We start from the raw sequence: 18,782 nt of genomic DNA, 5'->3' as shown, positions 1-18,782 counted from the left end.
GCGCATTTGAGCAAGTGCTTGGGCCATCTCGAATAGTTGGGGGAGCCATGCCCTGTTAGTGGAGCATTAATCATGTCAGGGCAATTGCCGTATATTAAGTCGCATTTTCCGGTTGCATCCCTACGCGTTTACCCGATCCAAACCGCCGGAGCCGGACACTCGCACCGGAAATCCGCGGGTGAATGATGGCTCACAGGAAGTGGCAGGCGGGCGGGAAGAATTCGATTCCGGCAACGGCCGTGCTTTGCCTGATTGCCGCCGTCGCGCCGTGCGCTTCAGCCCGAGCCGGCACCGGCGCATTCGCGCCGTTGACCTATCTCGGTGACCTCGACCCCGGCGTGGTCTGGGAGCTTTTGATCGGCAGCGTGGTGGTCGCGTCCTTCTTCGGTGCGGTCGGGCTCTGGATCCTCTCGGCCCTGCGCAAGGCCAAGCGCGCGCAGCTGCGGCGCAACGCCTTCGTCTCGTCGGCGCTCAACCATCTGAACCAGGGCGTCGTGATGACGGATGCGCGCGCGCGCATCGTGTTCTGCAACGACCGCTATCTGGAGATCTATGGCCTGTCGCGCGCCGATATCCGCCGCAACATGACCGGCACCGAGCTGCTGGAGCTGCGCCGCAGCCGCGGCGTGCTCGACATCAGCGCCGGGGATTTCTTCGCCAGGGCAGCCGCACCGGAGGGGCTGGTCACCGAACTGCCCGGCGGCAGGTCGGTGCTGGTGAGATATTTTCCGCTGCCGAACGGCGGCTCGGTCGCGACCCATCTCGATTGCACCGACCAGCGCAAGCTGTCGCGCAAGCTCGCCTCGACCACGCAATTCCTGGAATCGGTGCTCGACAACGTTCCGGTCTGCGTTGCGGCCAAGAACATCGAGGACGGCCGCTACATCTTCGCCAACCGCGCATTCGAGCGCTTCTCGCGTTTCTCGCGCGAGCACATCGTGGGCAAGCGCGCCGACGAGATCTTCCGTTCCGAGACCGCGGTCAGCATCGACACCGCCGACCGTGCGGCGCTGAACGCGCCGGAAGGCTATCACCGCAGCGAATTCTTCGTGGAACGCGGTTCGGAGAAGCGCATCCTGGCCTCGAACCGGGTGATCGCCCGCAACGAGGCCGGCGAACCGGAATTCCTGATCGCGCTGTTCGAGGACGTCACCGACCGCCGCTCGCTGTCGCGCGAGCTCGAGAACAACAAGAAATTCCTCGAGCTGGTGGTCGACAACATCCCGGTCTCGCTGATCGTCCAGCGCGTCAGCGACGGCCGCTATCTCTTGGCCAACCGCAGCGCCGAGACGATCCTCAATCGCCGCCGCGAGGACGCCGCCGGCCTGACCGCGTCCGACATCTTCAACGCGCGCGAAGCCAAGCTGATCGTCGCCCGCGACGAGGCCGCGATCAGGAAGCGCAGCATGATCGCCGAGGAGCACCCGATCTCGACCAAGGACGGCCTGCGGCTGTTCCTGACCCGCCGCATGACCGTGCTCGACGATGTCGGCGAGCCGCAATATCTGATCAAGACCCATGAGGACGTCACCGACCGGCGCCAGACCGAGTCGCGCATGGCGCACATGGCCTACCACGACGGCCTGACCGATCTGCCGAACCGCGCCGCCTTCCTGCAGGCGCTGACCCAGATGATCGAGGCCTGCGCCGGCACCGACGAGGAGTTCGCGGTGCTCTGCGTCGACCTCGACGGGCTGAAGGAGATCAACGACGTCTACGGCCATGCGATGGGCGACAAGGTGCTGATCGAGGTCGCGCAACGCCTGCAAAGCGCGGCGCGCGGCGGCGTGGTCGCACGCCTGTCCGGCGACGAATTCGGCCTCATCATCGACGGCAAGCAGCCTGCCGCCGGCATTGCGCTGGCCGAGCAGGCCGCCGAGGCCCTCGCGGAGGATTTTGCGATCGATGGCAAGTCGGTGCGCACCGGCCTCACCACCGGCATCGCGGTGTTTCCGCACAACGGATCCGACGCTGCCTCGCTGCTGGCCAATTCCGGCGCGGCGCTGTTCCGCGCCAAGGCGAAATCGCGCGGTACGATCTCGATCTTCGAGCCGGAGATGGATCAGCAGATTCGCGATCGCCGGGTGTTGCACCAGGAGCTGTCGGTCGCGATCAAGAACGGCGAATTGTCGCTCTACTACCAGCCGCAAGCGGCTACTGGCGCGAGCGTTGCGGGCAGCGAGATCATCGGCTTTGAGGCGCTGGCGCGCTGGCACCATCCGGTGCGCGGCTTCGTGCCGCCCAGCGACTTCATTCCGCTCGCGGAAGAAAGCGGCCTGATCGTCGAGATGGGCGAATGGATCCTGCGCGAAGCCTGCCGGGAAGCGGCCTCCTGGGCGGCTCCGCTGCAGGTCGCGGTCAACCTGTCGCCGGCACAATTCACCCATGGCGACCTCGTCGGCCTCGTCCATTCGATCCTGCTCGAGACCGGGCTGACGCCCGACCGGCTCGAGCTCGAAATCACGGAAGGCGTGCTGATCGAGGATTTCGACCGCGGCCTGTCGCTGCTGCGGCGGCTGAAGGCGCTCGGTGTCCGCATCTCGATGGACGATTTCGGCAGCGGCTACTCCTCGCTGAGCTACCTGCAGGCGTTCCCGTTCGACAAGATCAAGATCGACCACGCCTTCGTCATCAATCTCGGCCGCAATCCGCAATCGGCCGCGATCGTCCGCGCGGTCATCGATCTCGGCCACGGCCTCGAAATGTCGATCGTCGCCGAAGGCGTCGAGACCGAGGCGCAGCTCCTCTTCCTGTCGGAAGAAGGCTGCGACGCGGTGCAGGGCTATCTGATCGGCAGGCCGGCCCCGATCGGCCAATTTGCCGCGCTGGTCGGCGGCGACCATCTTGCGGAATCCGTGCGCAAGGCCGGGTAGGCGGGCCTGAACCGTCGGACCCGACCGGCCGGCGCTGCTTGCCATCCGATGCATGCCCGGCTACATCTTGGGCCATCACAACACTCGAGCCGAGAAAGGAGGGCTGCGTCGTGGCGACATTCATCGATCCCCACCTCAAGCGTGGCCCCGTCAACGCCCTGCAAATGCGTTTGCAGGGCTGACCGGAAACTCGCGTAAAATCTCTGGTCTGCCCTTCGTGGCCGTGCGGCGTCGAACGTTTGAACGTTTGCGCCTGCACTTGAATCCCTCGCCGCGCTTCGACACGCACATCCGATGATGGCTGGATGCCTCCGGATGTCGTGATTGCCGGCAAGACCAGAGAATTGACCGTGACCCTCATCAATGTACGCAATCTCGGCGTGACGCTGAACGCGCCGCTGTTTTCCGAACTGAATTTTGTCGTCAATGCCGGTGACCGGATCGGGCTGGTGGCCGCCAACGGCCGCGGCAAATCCACGCTGCTGCGCTGTATCGCTGACACGATGGAGCCCAACGAGGGCGATATCACCCGCGCGCGCGGACTGACCATCGGCCATGTCGAGCAGGATGCGCCGGCAAGGCTATTGGATGCGCCGTTCCATGTCGCAGTGCTTGGGGCGCTGCCCGCCGAGCAACGCGCGGGCGAGGGCTGGCGGGTCGATGTCGCCTTGCAGTCGCTCGACGTGCCCGAGGAGCTGTGGGCGAGGCCGCTGAAGCAACTGAGCGGCGGCTGGCTGCGGCTTGCGCTGCTCGCCCGCGTGCTGGTGACCGAGCCGGATGTGCTGCTGCTCGACGAGCCGACCAACCATCTCGACCTCGCCAAGATCGGCCGGCTCGAGGCTTGGCTGAACACGCTGCCGCGCGAGATGCCGGTGGTGATCGCAAGCCACGACCGCGCCTTTCTCGATGCGACCACCAACCGGACGCTGTTCCTGCGCCCGGAGCGGTCGCAGCTGTTCTCGTTGCCCTACACGCCGGCGCGCGCCGCGCTCGACGAATTCGATGCCTCGGACGAGCGGCGCTTTCAGCGCGACATGAAGACCGTGCGGCAGCTGCGGCAGCAGGCCGCGAAGCTGAACAACCTCGGCATCAATTCGGGCAGCGACCTTCTGCTGTCAAAGACCAAGCAACTGAAGCAGCGCGCCGAGAGACTGGAGGAGACGGCGAAGCCGGCGCATCTGGAACGGTCGGCCGGAACCATCCGGCTCGCCAACCGCGACACCCATGCCAAGGTGCTGATCAGGCTGAATAACGCCATGATCGCCGCGCCCGACGGCAGGCCGCTGTTCCGGACCGGGCAGCAGTTCATCTGCAAAGGCGATCGCATCGCGCTGCTCGGACCGAACGGCGCGGGCAAGACCAGGTTCGTCGCGGCGTTGCGGCTGGCGATCGAGACCTCCGAGGTGGCAATCGCCGAGATTCGTGCCACGGAGTCGCTCGTGCTCGGCTATTGCGACCAGGTGCTGGCCGATCTCGTCGTTAGCGACACGCCGATGCGCATGCTGACGCGGCGCTTCGAGGTTGGCGACCAGCGTGCACGCGGTCTGCTCGCCGGCGCCGGGCTCTCGATCGAGATGCAAAGCCGTCCGATCGGGCGGCTATCGGGCGGGCAGAAGGCGCGCCTCGGCATGCTGGTGCTGCGGCTCACTCAGCCGAACTTCTATCTGCTCGACGAGCCGACCAGCCACCTCGACATCGAGGGCCAGGAGACGCTGGAGGACGAACTGATGGAACAGCAGGCCAGCTGCCTCCTAGTGTCGCACGACCGCCAGTTCGTGCGGACGGTCGCCAACCGGTTCTGGGTGATCGAAGGCAAGAAGCTGATCGAGGTCGATCGCCCCGAACACTTCTTCGCCTCGGTCGGCGCAAGCTGACGCCTTTTTTGTGCGAGCACATACTCCGTTCGCATTGAAGTGCGATGGGCGTTGCGCATGGCGGACTATGATCTCGCGATCGTCGGCGGTGGCCTGAACGGCACGAGCATTGCGCGTGATGCGGCCGGCCGCGGCCTGCGCGTGATCCTGCTGGAGCAGGGCGATCTCGGCTCCGGCGCGTCGCAGGCCTCGCCGCGGCTGGTCCACGGCGATCTCGCGGGGCTGGAGCGGCGCGAGTTCTTCCGCGTCCGTCGCGCGCTCAGGGAACGCGACGTGTTGCTGCGCATTGCGCCGCATCTGGTGCGGCCGGCGCGCTTCGCGATCCCGGCGCATGCCGAGGAGCGGCCGCTGTGGCAATTGCGGTCGTTGCTGCTGCTCTACGAGCGTCTCGCCTCGCGCAGCGGCCTGCCGCGCTCGGCGACGCTCGACGTCACCCATCATCCGGTTGGCAATGCGCTGAAGCGGCCGTTCGGAACCGCGTTCGAGTATTCCGATTGCGTCGTTGACGATTCCCGGCTCGTGGTGCTCACCGCCGTCGATGCCGCGGCGCGCGGCGCCGATATCCGCAGCGGCGCGCGCCTGACCCGGGCCGAGCGTGGCGAGACCTGGCGGCTGGTCGCGATCGACCGCGGCTATCGCCGGGTGATCACGGCGCGGTCGCTGGTCAACGCGACCGGCGCCTGGACCGCTTCCGTCGCCGACACCGTGTTGCGCGTGCCGGCGCCACCGCTTGCGACGGTGCAGATCTCCCAGATCGTGGTGCGCCGCCTGTTCGACTGCGACAACGTCTATGCGTTCCAGAACAGCGACGGGCAACGGATCTTCGCCAGTCCCTATGAGCGCGACTTCACCCTGATCGGCAGCGTCAGCCATCCCTTCAAGGGGGATCCGGCTATTGTCGCGATGGGCGTGCGAGAGGTGGCCTATCTCTGCGACGCAGCCAATCGCTACTTTCGCGAACAGATCGCGCCGGTCGATGTGCTGCGAACGGTCTCCGGCGCCAACTCCGTTGTCGCGTCAGCGCACCGGCGCGCCAGCGACGGGGCCGCGTCGCTCGATCTCAGGCGCGGCAAGGCGCCGCTGCTCACGATCTTCGGCGGCGACGTCACCACCTCGCGGCGCCGCGCCGAGCGGGCGGTCTCCGAGTTCACGCGGTTCTATCCGATGACGCCGCGCTGGACCGCGACCGCGCCGCTGCCGGGCGGCGAATTCGTCTGGCAACGCTTTGAGACCGAGGTCGACATCGCCCGCGACCGCTGGCGCTTTCTCGGCGAGGCACAGGCGCGGCGGCTGGTGGCCGCCTATGGGTTGAACGTCAAGGACGTTCTCGGAGATGCCAGGGACAAGGCCGATCTCGGCCCGGCCTTCGGTGCTGAGCTCACCGGCGCGGAGGTGCGCTACCTCATGCGCAAGGAATGGGCGCGCTTTCCCGACGATGTGCTGTGGCGGCGCTCGAAGCTCGGGCTGACCATGGCGCCAGCCGATCGCGACGCGCTCGCGGCGTTCATGGCGAAGGTGGATTGAGCGCAACTCTCAAACCTCCCCTTGCAAAGGGGAGGTCGCTTTGCTCGCCAGAGCAAAGCGGGTGGGAATCCTGCCTCAGTGACAACCGGTGTCGCTTGTGGCCGACCCCCATCCCGACCTTCCCCCTTTCGGGGGGAAGGAGAACAGCTCCCGGCCGGCGCGACAGCGTAGCCCGAATGGAGCGCAGCGAAATCCGGGAACAGGCGACCAGACAGTCACCAACCGCAACAGCGGCTATTGCCTTGCCGCCTCCTGCGCCCATGCGAGGTCGCGCTGGGACGGGCGGCGATGCAGCCGCTCCGAGATCAGGCCTGTCGCTTGCCGGCCCTGACCGGCACGCAGGCACGCGACGATGAAGGTGTCCTCCCACAATTCGCGTTGCGCATGGCTGCCGCCGATCCGCACCAGCTCGGGCATCAACGGCGCCAGGATGCGCACGGCATTTTCATGGTCGCCGGCGGCGAAGGCTGCGACACCCCGGCCGAGCCCGATCGCGGCAGGCCCGGGCGCCAGTTTGCCGTCGGCGTCGCGCGCCGCCATCTCGGCCAGCCGCGCCTCGAGCGCGTCATTGTTGGTCGTGACCGAGACCAGCGCGTGGTGCACATCGGCGAAATGCGCGCCGGCCTTCGGGAAATATCCCTCGCCATAGGCGGCGACATCCTTCCAGTGCGACTCGAGGCCGGTCTTGCCGGCGACCGACAGCCGCCACAGCAGCGAGGCCGTGTCGGTGTAGATATTGAGCGGCGGATAGGGCCGGCCAGCCGGCTTGATGTGCTGCTCGTAGATGGCGAGCGCACCGTCGGCGTCGCCTTCCTCGATCGCGATCAGGGCAAGGTGCCAGGCGAGATGGCCCTGCAGGAAGCTGGTGCGATCATTCGCCGGCAGCCAGCTGGAGAGGAAGCTACGGCCTTCCGCTGCGTCCCCCTGTTCGAACAGCGCATGGGCCACGGCGTGCGCGGCGCCGGCGTTTTCCGGCTTCAGCGCATAGCCGCGCTCGGTGACGGCGCGGCCCGAGACGACATCGCCGGCCTCGGTCTTCGACCAGCCGAGATAGGTCAGGAACCACCAGTCATTGCCATAGTCGCTGACGTAGCGTTCGCAGATGGCAAGCCGCGCGGCGTCGTGGTCGGGCCGGCCGGAGAAGGCATAGAGGCCGAAGGCGCCGAGCAGCAGAGACAGCACCTGCGCATCGCGCGGATATTCGGTGAGATGCTGCTCGGCTGATGTCATCGCCTTCTTGCCCTGGCCCTCGATCACGGAGGCGATGATGTCGATATGCCGGCGCTCGCGCGGGCTCGCGGCCGCGGCCAGCTGCCTTGCATCGGCGGCCTTGGCGCGGGCCGCGGTCCCCTCCATGTTCAGCTGGTGCACGCGGGCGCGCCCGATATGGGCCGACGCGAAGTCGGGGTCCTCGGCGATCGCCGCATCGAACGCCGCATCGGCGCCGTGCAGTGCCGCCAGCATGCGATCGACGCCGTCGACATAATATGCGGCGGCGCGGTCCGAAGCGGTGGTCAATGGCAGGCCATAACGGTCGTGAATCATCGGTTGTCCTCCCGAATTTGACTACGAAGTTTAGCAGAGGCATGGGAGCCGACAATATTGCGGGAGATGTCCGTGAGGCGGTTGAGCCGGCAGCGATCCGCCGCTAGCTTGCGGCCGGGATTGGACCCTACGGGGAATCGGGGCTGGTGGACGTGACATCAGGCGAAGCGAGTGCGGAGGCGGCAAAGCCGTTGCCTGAACCGGCCGTCTCGGACATGCCGCTGCTGCGGATCGAGGGCGTCGCCAAATCGTTCGGCAATTTCCGTGCGGTCGACCAGCTCTCGCTCGATATCCGCGCCGGCGAGTTCTTCGCGCTGCTCGGCCCGAGCGGCTGCGGCAAGACCACGCTGCTCCGCATGCTCGCGGGCTTCGAGACGCCGGACGAGGGCCGTATCCTGCTCGGCGGCAATGACATCGCCCAGGTGCTGCCGCACGAGCGGCCCGTCAACATGATGTTCCAGAACTATGCGCTGTTCCCGCATCTGTCGGTGCGCGACAATATCGCGTTCGGGCTGAAGCGCGCCGGCATGGCGCGTCGCGACATCGCGGCCCGTGTTGCGGAGATGATGGCGCTCGTCAAGCTCGAGGGGCTCGAGAGGCGCAAGCCGGACCAGCTCTCCGGCGGACAGCGGCAGCGCGTCGCGCTGGCGCGCTCGCTGGCGCGGCGCCCTCAGGTGCTGCTGCTCGACGAACCGCTCGCCGCGCTCGACAAGAAGCTGCGCGAAAGCACGCAAGGAGAGCTGATGGAGCTGCAGCGCAGGCTCGGCATGACCTTCATCATCGTCACCCACGATCAGGAAGAGGCGATGACGATGGCGGGCCGGATCGGCGTGATGGATGCCGGCCGTCTGGTCCAGGTCGCCACCCCGCGCAATCTCTATGAGGCGCCGGCCTCGCGCTGGATCGCCGAGTTCGTCGGCGACATCAATTTGTTCGACGGCCAGGTCGCCGCCCGCGAGCATGGCCGCCTGACGGTCTCGACCGCGGAGGCGGGCCGGCTCGTGGTCAGCGAGCTGTGGCCGCCGGTGACCAAGGAGGCCGTCAGCGTCGCGATCCGTCCCGAGAAGGTGAAGCTGTCGCGCCGCGCGCCAGCAACGGATGAGGGCGGCTCTCACGCGATCAACCGGCTGGAGGGCGTCGTCGTTGACGTCAACTATCTCGGTGGCGTGACGAGCTATCGGGTGAAGCTGGAGACGGGCGCGGTGGTGCGCTCGTCGATGGCCAATACAGCGCGGCTCGATGTCGATGCCTATCTCGCCGGCCAGCGCGTGGTGGCGTGGTTCACCGCCGACGATTGCCTGGTGCTCGAGCAATGAGCGCGCGCCGCATCTTCGCCCGGCCGGCGCGGCTTGCCGCAATCGCGCCCTATCTCTGGATGGTGCTGTTCTTCCTGGTGCCGTTCGGCTTCGTGCTGAAGATCAGCCTGTCGCAGACCGCGATCGCGCAGCCGCCCTATACGCCGGTGTTCGATTTCACCGAGGGCCCCGCGGCGCTGGCCGCCGCGTTCGCGCAATTGTCGTTCGACAATTTCCGCCTGCTGCTGCAGGACAATCTGTACATCCTGTCCTATTTGCGCAGCCTCGTCGTCGCAGTGACCTCGACGCTGATCCTGCTCGTGATCGGCTACCCCATCGCGTATGGCATGGCGCGGCTGCCGCAGCGCTGGCAGGGCGTGGCGATGATGCTGGTCATCGTGCCGTTCTGGACCTCGTTTTTGATCCGCATCTATGCCTGGATCAACATCCTGCAGCATGACGGTCTGCTCAACCAGATCCTGCTGGCGCTGCATATCGTGTCCGCGCCGGTGGTCTGGCTGTCGACCGACAGCGCGATGTATCTCGGCATCGTCTATTCCTATCTGCCGTTCATGATCCTGCCGCTCTATGCCACGCTGTCGAAGATGGATGCGTCGCTGCTGGAGGCCGCCGGTGATCTCGGCGCCTCGCCGCGGCAGGCGTTCTGGCTGGTGACGTTCCCGCTGTCGCTGCCGGGCGTCGGCGCCGGCGCGCTGCTCTGCTTCATTCCCATTATTGGGGAGTTCGTGATCCCCGATCTGCTCGCCGGTTCCAATTCGCTGATGATCGGGCAGACGCTGTGGCTCGAGTTCTTCACCAACAAGGACTGGCCGGTGGCCTCCGCCGCGGCGGTCGCGCTGCTGCTTTTGCTGGTGCCACCGCTCGTGCTCTACGACCGCCTGCAGCGCCGCCAGCTCGAGAGCAACCGCTGATGGCAGGCACCGTCACCAGGCTGACGCGGTTCAACATGACGTCGCTGGCGCTCGGGCTGGCGTTCCTCTATCTGCCGATCGTCATCCTCGTGATCTACTCGTTCAACGCCTCGCGGCTGGTGACGGTGTGGGGCGGCTGGTCGCTGCGCTGGTACCACGAGTTCTTCAGCGACCGCGCCATGCTGGAGGCGGCCTGGATGAGCCTGTCGGTCGCCGCGGTGTCGGCGTCGCTGGCGACATTGCTGGGTACGCTGGCGGCGATCGGGCTGGCGCGGGGCGAACGGTTCCGCGGCCGGGCGCTGTTTTCCGGCATGCTGTATTCGCCGCTGGTCATGCCGGAGGTGATCTCCGGCCTGTCGCTGCTGTTGCTGTTCGTGGCGCTCAACGCCGAGCGCGGCTTCTGGACCGTCACGATCGCCCATACCACGCTGACGATGTGCTTCGTCACCGTCGTGGTACAGTCGCGCCTGACCGCGCTCGACCGCAGCCTGGAGGAAGCCGCGATGGACCTCGGCTGCGATCCGGTGCGCGCGTTCCTCTTGGTGACGCTGCCGCTGATCGTGCCGGCGATCGTGGCCGGCTGGATGCTCGCCTTCACGCTGTCGCTCGACGACGTCGTGATCGCGAGCTTCACCACCGGTCCCGGCTCGGCAACGCTGCCGATCCGGATCTATTCGGAAGTGCGGCTCGGCGTGAAGCCCGAGATTAACGCGATCTGCACGCTGGTGATCGCGCTGATTGCCGCGATCATCGTGATCGCCTCGTTCGCCTCGAAACTGTCGAGCGCGCGCGGCGAGAGCGCCGCGCCGCTGTGAGGCGTCACGACTTGACGGCGCCTGCCGTCAGCCCGCCCACCATGTAGCGCTTGAAGGCGTAATAGACCGCGGCCGGCGGCAGCGCGTAGATGAAGCCGGTGGTCATCAGAAGCTCCCACGGCGAATCGTCGGCGGCGAGGAAGTTGCCGAGCGCGACCGGCAGGGTGATGTCGGTGTCCTTCGACAGCAAGAGGAACGCGTAGAGATATTCGTTCCAGGCGAGCAGGATCGCATAGGTGCCGACCGCGACCAGCGAGGGCATCATCAAGGGCACGTAGACCAGGCGGAACAGCTGCAGCGTGGTGGCGCCGTCCATCGTCGCGGCCTCGTCGAGCTCGACCGGCAGCTTGTCGGAGGCCTGTTTCAAGACCCAGATCGCGTAGGGCGCGGCGATCGTCACCATCGCCAGAATCAGCGACCAGTGATTGTTGAGCAGGCCGTAGGTGCCCATGGTGCGGTACATCGGCACGGCGAGGAACGCCGCCGGGATGAAATAGGTGAACAGCGCCAGGTTCATCACCGCGCGGCCGCCCGGCACGCGCAGCCGCGAAATCGAGAAGGCGGCGGCGGTGGCGACGAACAGCGTCAGTGCGCCGACCGCGAGCGCAATCACGGTCGAATTCCAGAACTGGATCCAGAAGTCGCGCAGGAAGTAATGCTGCTGGTGGAACACGATCGAGAAATTGTGGAACGTCGGATGCGCCGGCCACAGCTTGCCGGCGAACGCGTCCTCCTTCGGCGAGATCGCGAACACGAACATGTGGTAGATCGGGATCATGGTCCAGATGAAGACCGGGATGCCGATCAACAGCAGCTTGGCCTCGGTGCCGACTTCGCGGAGGGTGGGCAGCTTCATCGCGACAACCGTTTCATCATGTAATAGACCAGCGGCAGCACGAACGGCATCGCGCAGACGATCGAGGCCATCGCCAGCGAGAGCTGGTCGAGCCTGAGATAGCGGATGCCGAGCGTCGACAGCACGTGGGTGAGGTCGGCGGGCCCGCCGCCGGTGAGCAGATAAACGCTGTTGAAGTCGCCCAGCGTCCAGATCATCGAGAGGAGCGTGCAGGTGATGTAGAGCGTCTGCATCGAGGGCCAGGTGATGTAGCGGAATTTCTGCCACCAATTGGCGCCGTCGACGTCGGATGCCTCGTACAGATCGTGCGAGATGGCGAGCCGGCCGGTCAGCAGGATCAGCGTCCAGAACGGCAGCGACTTCCAGATGTGCACCCCGATCGCCATCGCGAGCGCGACCGCTGGATCGTTCAGCCAGTTCGGGCCGTCGTCGCCGGTGAACTTGAAGATCAGCTGGTTGACCACGCCCCATTCCGGATTGAGCATGAAGCGCACGGAGAGAATGGTCGGGATCGACGGCACCGCCCAGGGCAGGATGAAGATCACCGACAGCCACCTGATCCACGGCCGCTGCTGGGCGAAGAAACCGGACAGGAACAGCGCGATCAGCATCTTGATGTTGATGCCGATGACCAGGAAGATCAGCGTATTGACGGCGGCACGCGCGAAGATCGGGTCGTGATAGAGCGCGACATAGCTCGACGGATGGCGCGCCAGCCACAGGCCGTAGCAGACCGGATAGACCACGAAGGCGAGGAAGACGAGCAGATAGGGCGCGAGCAGCGCGATGCCCCAGATCTGCGGCGGCGACAGCCGCGCCGACAGTGGCGGCGAGGGGACGTCGGATGCGGAGAGTGTGATCGCCATATGGTTACTCTAAGAACGAGATATCGCCTACGTCGTCGTCCCGGCCTAGTGCGCAGTTGCGCACGGAGCCGGGACCCATAATCACAGGGCCCAGCCGTTGCGCGAAAGCCGTCGACCAGCCTGCTCCCAAATGACTGCCTCGGCGTATGGGTCCCGGCTTTCGCCGGGACGACGCGGAGACAGCTTGGTAGCGGTTGGCGTCACTGCCTCAACCCGCGACCTGCTTGATGCGGGCGATCAGTTCGTCGACGGCCTTGTCGACCGGCACCTTCTCGCTGACCACGCGATTCATGGCCTTGGCCCAAACGTTCTCGTTGTTCAGGATGGTGAACTTCCAGTTCTTGGTAAAGTCGAACGGCGCGGTGCCGCCGGTGAACTGATTCCACACCGCCTTGCGATGCCGGTCGGCCTGCCAGAACGGGCTGGCCTGGCTTGCCTTGGTCACCGGGAACCAGCGGCCAAGCGCGCCCTCGACATAGGGCCGCACATTGTCTTCCTGCATCAGGAACGCGATGAACTGCTTGCCCTCAGCCTTGTTCTTGGCGTTGGCGAAGATCAGCCCGGTCTTGACGTCGGAGCGGTACTTGATGGTCGAGCCGTCCGGCGCCTTCGGGAAGGACGCCGTGATGATGTCCTGCTCATAGGCCTGCTTGCCGGCGGCGCGCTGCGCGTCGGTCAGCGCCGGGTTGGTGGAGTCCTCGAACCACTTCGCCGCGATCGAGATCGTGAAATTGTGGGTCATCACGATCGTCTTGTTGTGGAAGGCGACGTTGTTGTCGGGGTCCTTCCAGGTCGTCGAGGAGGGCGGCGTGCAGCCCTTGATGTAGGTGTCGGTGTAATCCTTCAGCGCGTGGATCAGACCGTCGCGCACCTTGGGATCGTCGACCAGGAGCTTGCCATCGTCGTCGACCAGCTTGACGTGATAGGCGTCCATGAAGGTGTAGAACGACTGGAACGAGTCGGTGGATTCCACGCCCATCGGCTGGCCGACGCCGTAGGTGCGCTGGCCGGTCGCCTTGCGGATCGCCGGCTGCACCTTGTCGCACCAGAACGTCCAGTAATCCTCCCACTTGGTCGGGATGTCGGCGGCCTTGAAGCCGGCCTTGTCCAGCATGTCGCCCCAGATCTGCACGTGCATGCTCTGCTGCTTCAGCGGGAAGCCGTAATAGGATTTCTTCTTGGTGACGTCATTGTAGAGCAGGGCCGCTTCCAGCGTGTTCGGCGCGAACGCGTCCTTCATCGGCAGCATGATGTCGGAGAGGTCCTCGAGCTTGCCCTCGAAGGTCCACTTGCCCTGCGCCTGCACATCGTAAGTGTCGGAATAGGCGACGTCGGGCACGGTGCCAGAATCGAGCGCGGCGACCGTCTTCGGAATCATGTCCTGGATCGCGTATTGCGACAGTTCGACCTTGATGCCGGTCTTGGCTTCGAATTTCTTGATCGTCTCGAGCAGTGCGTCGTCTTCGGACTTGTAGAATCCCTTGCCCCACCAGACCGTGATGGTCTTGCCCTGGGCCAAAGCAGGTGCCGTGGCCGCGAACAGACCGACCGCAGCGACCGCGAGTGATAGCGCACCGATAACCTTGGATCTCACGTTGTTCTCCCTCATGGCGCCGGTTTTTTAACCGGTTGGATAAAACACTAGCGCATGCCCGTGACCTGATAAAGATGTCGCATCGACGACTTCTGTAGGGGGCTCGCGGCAGGGCGTGGATCAGTCCCGGTGCATCGATGCGGAAAGTGAATGGATCGATCAGTTCGACTTCGCATTGTCGGCTGCCGTCGCCGGTGCGCCGGCGGGCGCGCCGGTCGCAGCATCCGCCGCCGGCTGCCGCGCGGTACCGCCGGTGAAGCGCTCGATCACCGAGCGCACCGCGTCGCGGGTCTTGCGATCCTTCACCGCATCGAGCAGCGGGGCGGATGCGGGCGAGCGGCGGATCAGGCTTTCCGGATCGGGGAAGATCAGCGGATCGTCCCACGGGCCCTGGATCACGAACGGCAGATCGAATGCGTTGCCGCCGGCGGATGTCGAGGTCAGGCTGGCGACGCCCTTGAGATCGTATTCGCGCGACGGCACCGATGCGGTGCCGGTCAGCGTGATCTTCGCGGTGGGGCTCTCGACCCGGATGTCATCAGCGGTGGCGACGCCGTCGGCGAATTTCACCGAGATGCTGAGATTGTCATAGGGCGTCGAGCCGGAGCGGAAATTGCCGCCGCCGGACAGCGGCCGCTTCTCCAGCCGCTTCAACAGCTGCTCGACATTGAAGCCGGCGATGGCGCCGTCATGCCCGTTCAGCGTGGCGGTGCCGTCCAGCGATGAGGCAAGCCCGAACGGGCTCGAGCCGGAGGCGGTCAGCGAGACGTTGAGGTTGCCGCGGCCGGACAGCTTGTTGATGCCGAACAATTCGCTGGCGCAGGCCTGCAAGTCGACATCGGTGAACTGGAACTGGGCCCTGACGTCGGCGACCGCATCCGAGCGCGCGATCGCGAACGAGCCCTTGGCGATGCCGCCATACATCTGCGCCTCGCCGACGCTGAGTGCGAGCGCGCCGCCGCGCAGATTGGCGCCGAACGCGGTGCGGCCGAGCTTGGACGGGCCGACCGTCACCTTGGCGGCCGACAGGCGCATGTCGAGATCGGTCGATGACAGCGAGGTCAGGTCGAACAGCTGCCTGTTCCAGTCGCGCTGGCCGCTGGCCAGAAGGCGGAACGTCGAAATGTAGGGCGTGAAATCGAGATTGCCGGCGGCAAGCGTCGCCTGCAGCGTCTGCCGGCCGTTATTGGCATAGGTCATCACGCCCTCAGCGACATTGCCGTCGAGCTCGACATTGACATTGGTGAGCGCGACCGAGCCGCCGACCACATTGGCGCGGGCCTTCAGGGCGAAGCGGCCGAACCCGCCACCGCCGCCGGGCGGCGCCTGCCCCATCCAGCGCAACGCGTTGCGCAGCGACGGTGAGTCCATGGTGGCGACGCCTTCCATCATCAGGCTGGTGCGGTTGGCAACGATTCCGTCGAATGCGACCTTCAGCGGCGCGCTGGCGAGCCGGGCCTTGAGGCCGGAACGGTCGCCCGACAGCAGCGCGACGAAATCGCTGGCGCTGATCGAGCCGTCGACGCGCTCGCCGCGCCAGTCGAACTGGCCGGTTGCGGCAAAGGATCGCGATATGGAGGGCCAAGCCAACGAAAGATCGATATCGCCGAGTTGCTCGGAGATGTTGTTGGTCCCATCCTGGTAATTCAGCTCGCCGTCCTGGATCCGGATTTCGGAGAACGACACCTGGTTCTCGGCGCCGGGCGTCATCGCCTTGGCGATGGTCTCGACGAACGGTGTCCAGTTGCTCTCGCCGGCGCCGTCGCGGACCACACGGATATGCGGGCGCAGCATCATGACGTCGGCAATCTCAAACCGCCGCAGCAACAGCGGCAGCAGGCGCAGATTGGCGGTCAGCACATCGACCTGCAGGGCGGGACCGATGGTGTCGGCGCCCTTCAGTCCGACATTATGAAAGGAGACGTAACTGCCCGGAAACACCGAAACATCGATCGGGCCGTTGACCACCAGTTCGAGCCCGGTCAGGGCGCGAATCTGCGCTTCCACCGCGCGCTGCAGCGCGTCCCGGTTGAGGAACCACGACGTTCCCACCAGCCCGACGAGCGCCAAGCCTAAAAGAGCCGCGATCGGCATCCCCAGGCGCTTAATTCCTTGGGCCATCGTCAATGACATATCCGGGTCGGGTTGAGTTTTGTCGGGTCGCCGTCGAACACTGCCGGCTGCGCAGTGGTAGCCGGTGCCAACCCACGCAACTTGAAGGGTTTTCTTGTCGCTTTCAAGGCCATGTTGCTGCCGCGGGCGGCCGCCGGTCGCCGTACGGGCCGTGATTGACGCGCTGCGAAGATTCCGCCTAATAATCCGCTGGTCACAGCCGTTCCGCGCCCTCCATCAGGTATTTGCTGCATGAACAAGGTTTATCCCGACGCCAAATCGGCACTCGATGGTCTCCTCAAGGACGGCATCATGATCATGTCGGGGGGCTTCGGCCTCTGCGGCATTGCCGAAACCCTGTCGGACGCGATCCGCGACTCCGGCGTGAAGGGGCTGACGGTCGTCTCCAACAATGCCGGCGTCGACGGCATCGGCCTCAGCCGGCTGCTGGAAACACGCCAGATCAAGAAGATGATCTCGTCCTATGTCGGCGAGAACAAGCTGTTCGCCCAGCAATATCTCGCCGGCGAGCTCGAGCTCGAGTTCAATCCGCAGGGCACGCTGGCCGAGCGCATCCGCGCCGGCGGCGCCGGCATCCCGGCCTTCTACACCAAGACCGGCGTCGGCACGCTGATCGCCGAAGGCAAGGAAGTGAAGGAATTCGACGGCGAGAAGTACATCATGGAGCGCGGCCTGTTCGCCGACGTCGCCATCGTTCACGCCTGGAAGGGCGACACCGCCGGCAATTTGGTCTACCGCAAGACCGCGCGCAACTTTAACCCGATGATGGCGACCGCCGCCAAGGTCACCGTCGCCGAGGTCGAGCATCTGGTTCCGGCCGGCGAGATCGACCCGGACCACATCCACACCCCCGGCATCTTCGTCAAACGCATCATCGAGGTCGGGACCGGCAAGAAGCGGATCGAATTCCGCAACACCCGCCCGCGTCCCGCAGCCTAACGCATGATCCGGAAAAGCGGGAACCGGTTTTCCGACAAGATCATGCGCAACTAAGACATAACTCTTCAGGAGAGCCTCATGGCCTGGACCCGTGAACAGATGGCCGCCCGCGCCGCCAAGGAGTTGCGCGACGGCTATTACGTCAATCTCGGCATCGGCATTCCGACGCTGGTCTCGAACTTCATCCCCGACGGCATCGACGTCAGCCTGCAGAGCGAGAACGGCATGCTCGGCATGGGCCCGTTCCCCTATGAGGACGAGGTTGACGCCGACCTCATCAACGCCGGCAAGCAGACGGTGAGCGAGCTGCCCTCGACCAGCTATTTCTCCTCGGCCGAATCCTTCGGCATGGTGCGCGGCGGCCATATCGACTTGTCGATCCTCGGCGCCATGCAGGTGGCGCAGAATGGCGACCTCGCCAACTGGATGATCCCCGGCAAGATGGTGAAGGGCATGGGCGGTGCCATGGACCTCGTCGCCGGCGTCAAGCGCGTCGTCGTCGTGATGGAGCATTCCGCCAAGGACGGCGCGAAGCTGCTCAAGCAGTGCAACCTGCCGCTGACCGGCGAGCGCGTGGTCGACATGGTGGTCACCGATCTTGCGGTGTTCACCATCGACAAGCACGGCAAGGACGGCATGGCGCTGATCGAGCTCGCCGACGGCGTCACGCTCGACGAGGTCAAGGCCAAGACCGAGGCCGAATTCCGCGTCGCGTTGAAGAACACCTGAGATGATCGGCGCGGGACGATCCTCGATCCGTCCCGCACGATCCGCCGACGCCGGCTTCATCGCCCGCATCGTGCTGGCCGCGCAGCGCGGCCCGTTGTCGCGCGGCTGGACCGACATCGCGCTGGATCGTCCCGAACCGGAATGCCTCGACTTCATGGCGCGGCTCGCCATTGCGCGGGTGCGGTCATGGTACCACGTCGCCCATTTCCTGATCGCCGAGGTCGATGGCGTGCCGGCCGCCGCGCTGTGCGCGCTGCCCGCCTCCGGCACCGTCGTCGCAGCCCGCGCCGCGATCGAGGAGGTGGCGCCACAGATCGGGGCCGATCCGGCCGCCATCGTCGCGCGCGGCGGTTATGCCCGCAATTGCTGGGTTCAGGGCGACGAGGGCGACTGGCTGATCGAGCATGTCGCAACCGAAGCGTCGCATCGTGGCGGCGGCCTGGTGCAGGCCTTGATCGGGCGCGCACTCGCCGACGGCAAGGCCGCGGGCTTTGGGCAGGCGTCGATCTCGTTCGTGATCGGCAACGAAGCGGCCGAGCGCTGCTACGCCCAGGCCGGTTTTTCCTTCGCCGAAGAGAAGCGCGACACCGCATTCGAGGCACTGACCGGCGCGCCGGGCTTCCGCAGATTTGCGCGCGGGATGTGAGGGGCGGCGCGCGGCCACACACACCGCCGTCGTCCTGGCTTTCGCCAGGACGACAATGGGATTCCGATTCACATGTCAAACAGCCTGTTCAGTGTCATCACCCGCGAAAGCGGGTGATCCAGTATTCCAGAGACGCCGCTGCATGAGCCGAGAGGCCGCGG

General features: G+C 65.7%; 14 protein-coding genes. 9 read left to right on the top strand and 5 right to left on the bottom strand.

What is annotated here, in order from left to right:
• The first annotated feature begins 185 nt into the window (after positions 1–185).
• The 3 genes from WDM24_RS36435 to WDM24_RS36425 all read left to right on the top strand — a co-directional run bounded on the left by WDM24_RS36435 (position 186) and on the right by WDM24_RS36425 (position 6,271).
• Positions 186–2,873 (top strand): sensor domain-containing protein, encoded by a 2,688-nt coding sequence (locus WDM24_RS36435; protein WP_338832511.1) that lies wholly within the window; start codon positions 186–188, stop codon positions 2,871–2,873.
• A gap of 305 nt (positions 2,874–3,178) precedes the next feature.
• Positions 3,179–4,747, top strand: a complete 1,569-nt coding sequence (locus tag WDM24_RS36430) for an ABC-F family ATP-binding cassette domain-containing protein (protein WP_338829153.1) — start codon at positions 3,179–3,181, stop codon at positions 4,745–4,747.
• Positions 4,748–4,804: 57 nt separating this feature from the next.
• Entirely contained in the window at positions 4,805–6,271 is a 1,467-nt protein-coding gene (locus WDM24_RS36425; protein ID WP_338829152.1) for a glycerol-3-phosphate dehydrogenase, read from the top strand.
• Positions 6,272–6,505: 234 nt separating this feature from the next.
• Here the strand turns inward: WDM24_RS36425 and WDM24_RS36420 are convergent, their stop codons facing one another.
• Positions 6,506–7,735: a tetratricopeptide repeat protein gene (locus WDM24_RS36420; RefSeq protein ID WP_338832510.1), complete on the bottom strand. Its 1,230-nt coding sequence runs from the start codon at positions 7,733–7,735 to the stop codon at positions 6,506–6,508.
• Positions 7,736–8,031: 296 nt separating this feature from the next.
• Here WDM24_RS36420 and WDM24_RS36415 point away from each other — a divergent pair, with 296 nt between their 5' ends.
• The 3 genes from WDM24_RS36415 to WDM24_RS36405 are packed head-to-tail and all read left to right on the top strand — an operon-like array spanning position 8,032 to position 10,858.
• Positions 8,032–9,132 (top strand): ABC transporter ATP-binding protein, encoded by a 1,101-nt coding sequence (locus WDM24_RS36415; RefSeq protein WP_224742060.1) that lies wholly within the window; start codon positions 8,032–8,034, stop codon positions 9,130–9,132.
• Positions 9,129–10,043, top strand: a complete 915-nt coding sequence (locus WDM24_RS36410) for an ABC transporter permease (RefSeq protein WP_166302768.1) — start codon at positions 9,129–9,131, stop codon at positions 10,041–10,043. The genes WDM24_RS36415 and WDM24_RS36410 overlap by 4 nt, the downstream gene beginning before the upstream one ends.
• Positions 10,043–10,858 (top strand): ABC transporter permease, encoded by an 816-nt coding sequence (locus WDM24_RS36405; protein ID WP_338692245.1) that lies wholly within the window; start codon positions 10,043–10,045, stop codon positions 10,856–10,858. The genes WDM24_RS36410 and WDM24_RS36405 overlap by 1 nt, the downstream gene beginning before the upstream one ends.
• A 4-nt stretch (positions 10,859–10,862) precedes the next feature.
• Here WDM24_RS36405 and WDM24_RS36400 read toward each other — a convergent pair whose 3' ends face one another.
• The 4 genes from WDM24_RS36400 to WDM24_RS36385 all read right to left on the bottom strand — a co-directional run bounded on the left by WDM24_RS36400 (position 10,863) and on the right by WDM24_RS36385 (position 16,295).
• Positions 10,863–11,714: a carbohydrate ABC transporter permease gene (locus WDM24_RS36400; RefSeq protein ID WP_029085533.1), complete on the bottom strand. Its 852-nt coding sequence runs from the start codon at positions 11,712–11,714 to the stop codon at positions 10,863–10,865.
• Positions 11,711–12,580: a sugar ABC transporter permease gene (locus WDM24_RS36395; protein WP_338692244.1), complete on the bottom strand. Its 870-nt coding sequence runs from the start codon at positions 12,578–12,580 to the stop codon at positions 11,711–11,713. Before WDM24_RS36395 ends, WDM24_RS36400 begins: the two co-directional genes overlap by 4 nt.
• A gap of 208 nt (positions 12,581–12,788) precedes the next feature.
• A complete protein-coding gene (locus WDM24_RS36390; RefSeq protein ID WP_338829151.1) occupies positions 12,789–14,174 on the bottom strand; it encodes an ABC transporter substrate-binding protein in 1,386 nt (461 codons plus the stop codon).
• A gap of 159 nt (positions 14,175–14,333) precedes the next feature.
• On the bottom strand, positions 14,334–16,295 hold the full coding sequence (locus WDM24_RS36385; RefSeq protein WP_338829150.1) for an AsmA family protein: 1,962 nt from the start codon (positions 16,293–16,295) through the stop codon (positions 14,334–14,336).
• Between the two features lie 243 nt (positions 16,296–16,538).
• Here WDM24_RS36385 and WDM24_RS36380 point away from each other — a divergent pair, with 243 nt between their 5' ends.
• The 3 genes from WDM24_RS36380 to WDM24_RS36370 all read left to right on the top strand — a co-directional run bounded on the left by WDM24_RS36380 (position 16,539) and on the right by WDM24_RS36370 (position 18,621).
• Positions 16,539–17,246, top strand: a complete 708-nt coding sequence (locus WDM24_RS36380; RefSeq protein ID WP_021078522.1) for a CoA transferase subunit A — start codon at positions 16,539–16,541, stop codon at positions 17,244–17,246.
• Between the two features lie 78 nt (positions 17,247–17,324).
• Positions 17,325–17,975 carry a 3-oxoacid CoA-transferase subunit B gene (locus WDM24_RS36375; protein WP_029085538.1) on the top strand — a complete coding sequence of 217 codons (651 nt, stop codon included), beginning with the start codon at positions 17,325–17,327 and terminating at the stop codon, positions 17,973–17,975.
• Between the two features lies 1 nt (position 17,976).
• Positions 17,977–18,621, top strand: a complete 645-nt coding sequence (locus tag WDM24_RS36370) for a GNAT family N-acetyltransferase (RefSeq protein ID WP_338829149.1) — start codon at positions 17,977–17,979, stop codon at positions 18,619–18,621.
• Positions 18,622–18,782 lie beyond the last annotated feature (161 nt).

Source organism: Bradyrhizobium sp. 27S5 (genome assembly GCF_037217225.1).
Classification (GTDB): Bacteria; Pseudomonadota; Alphaproteobacteria; order Rhizobiales; family Xanthobacteraceae; genus Bradyrhizobium; species Bradyrhizobium septentrionale.
Note: the sequence above shows the minus strand (reverse complement) of the source record. Positions and strands in the feature narration are given on the sequence as shown.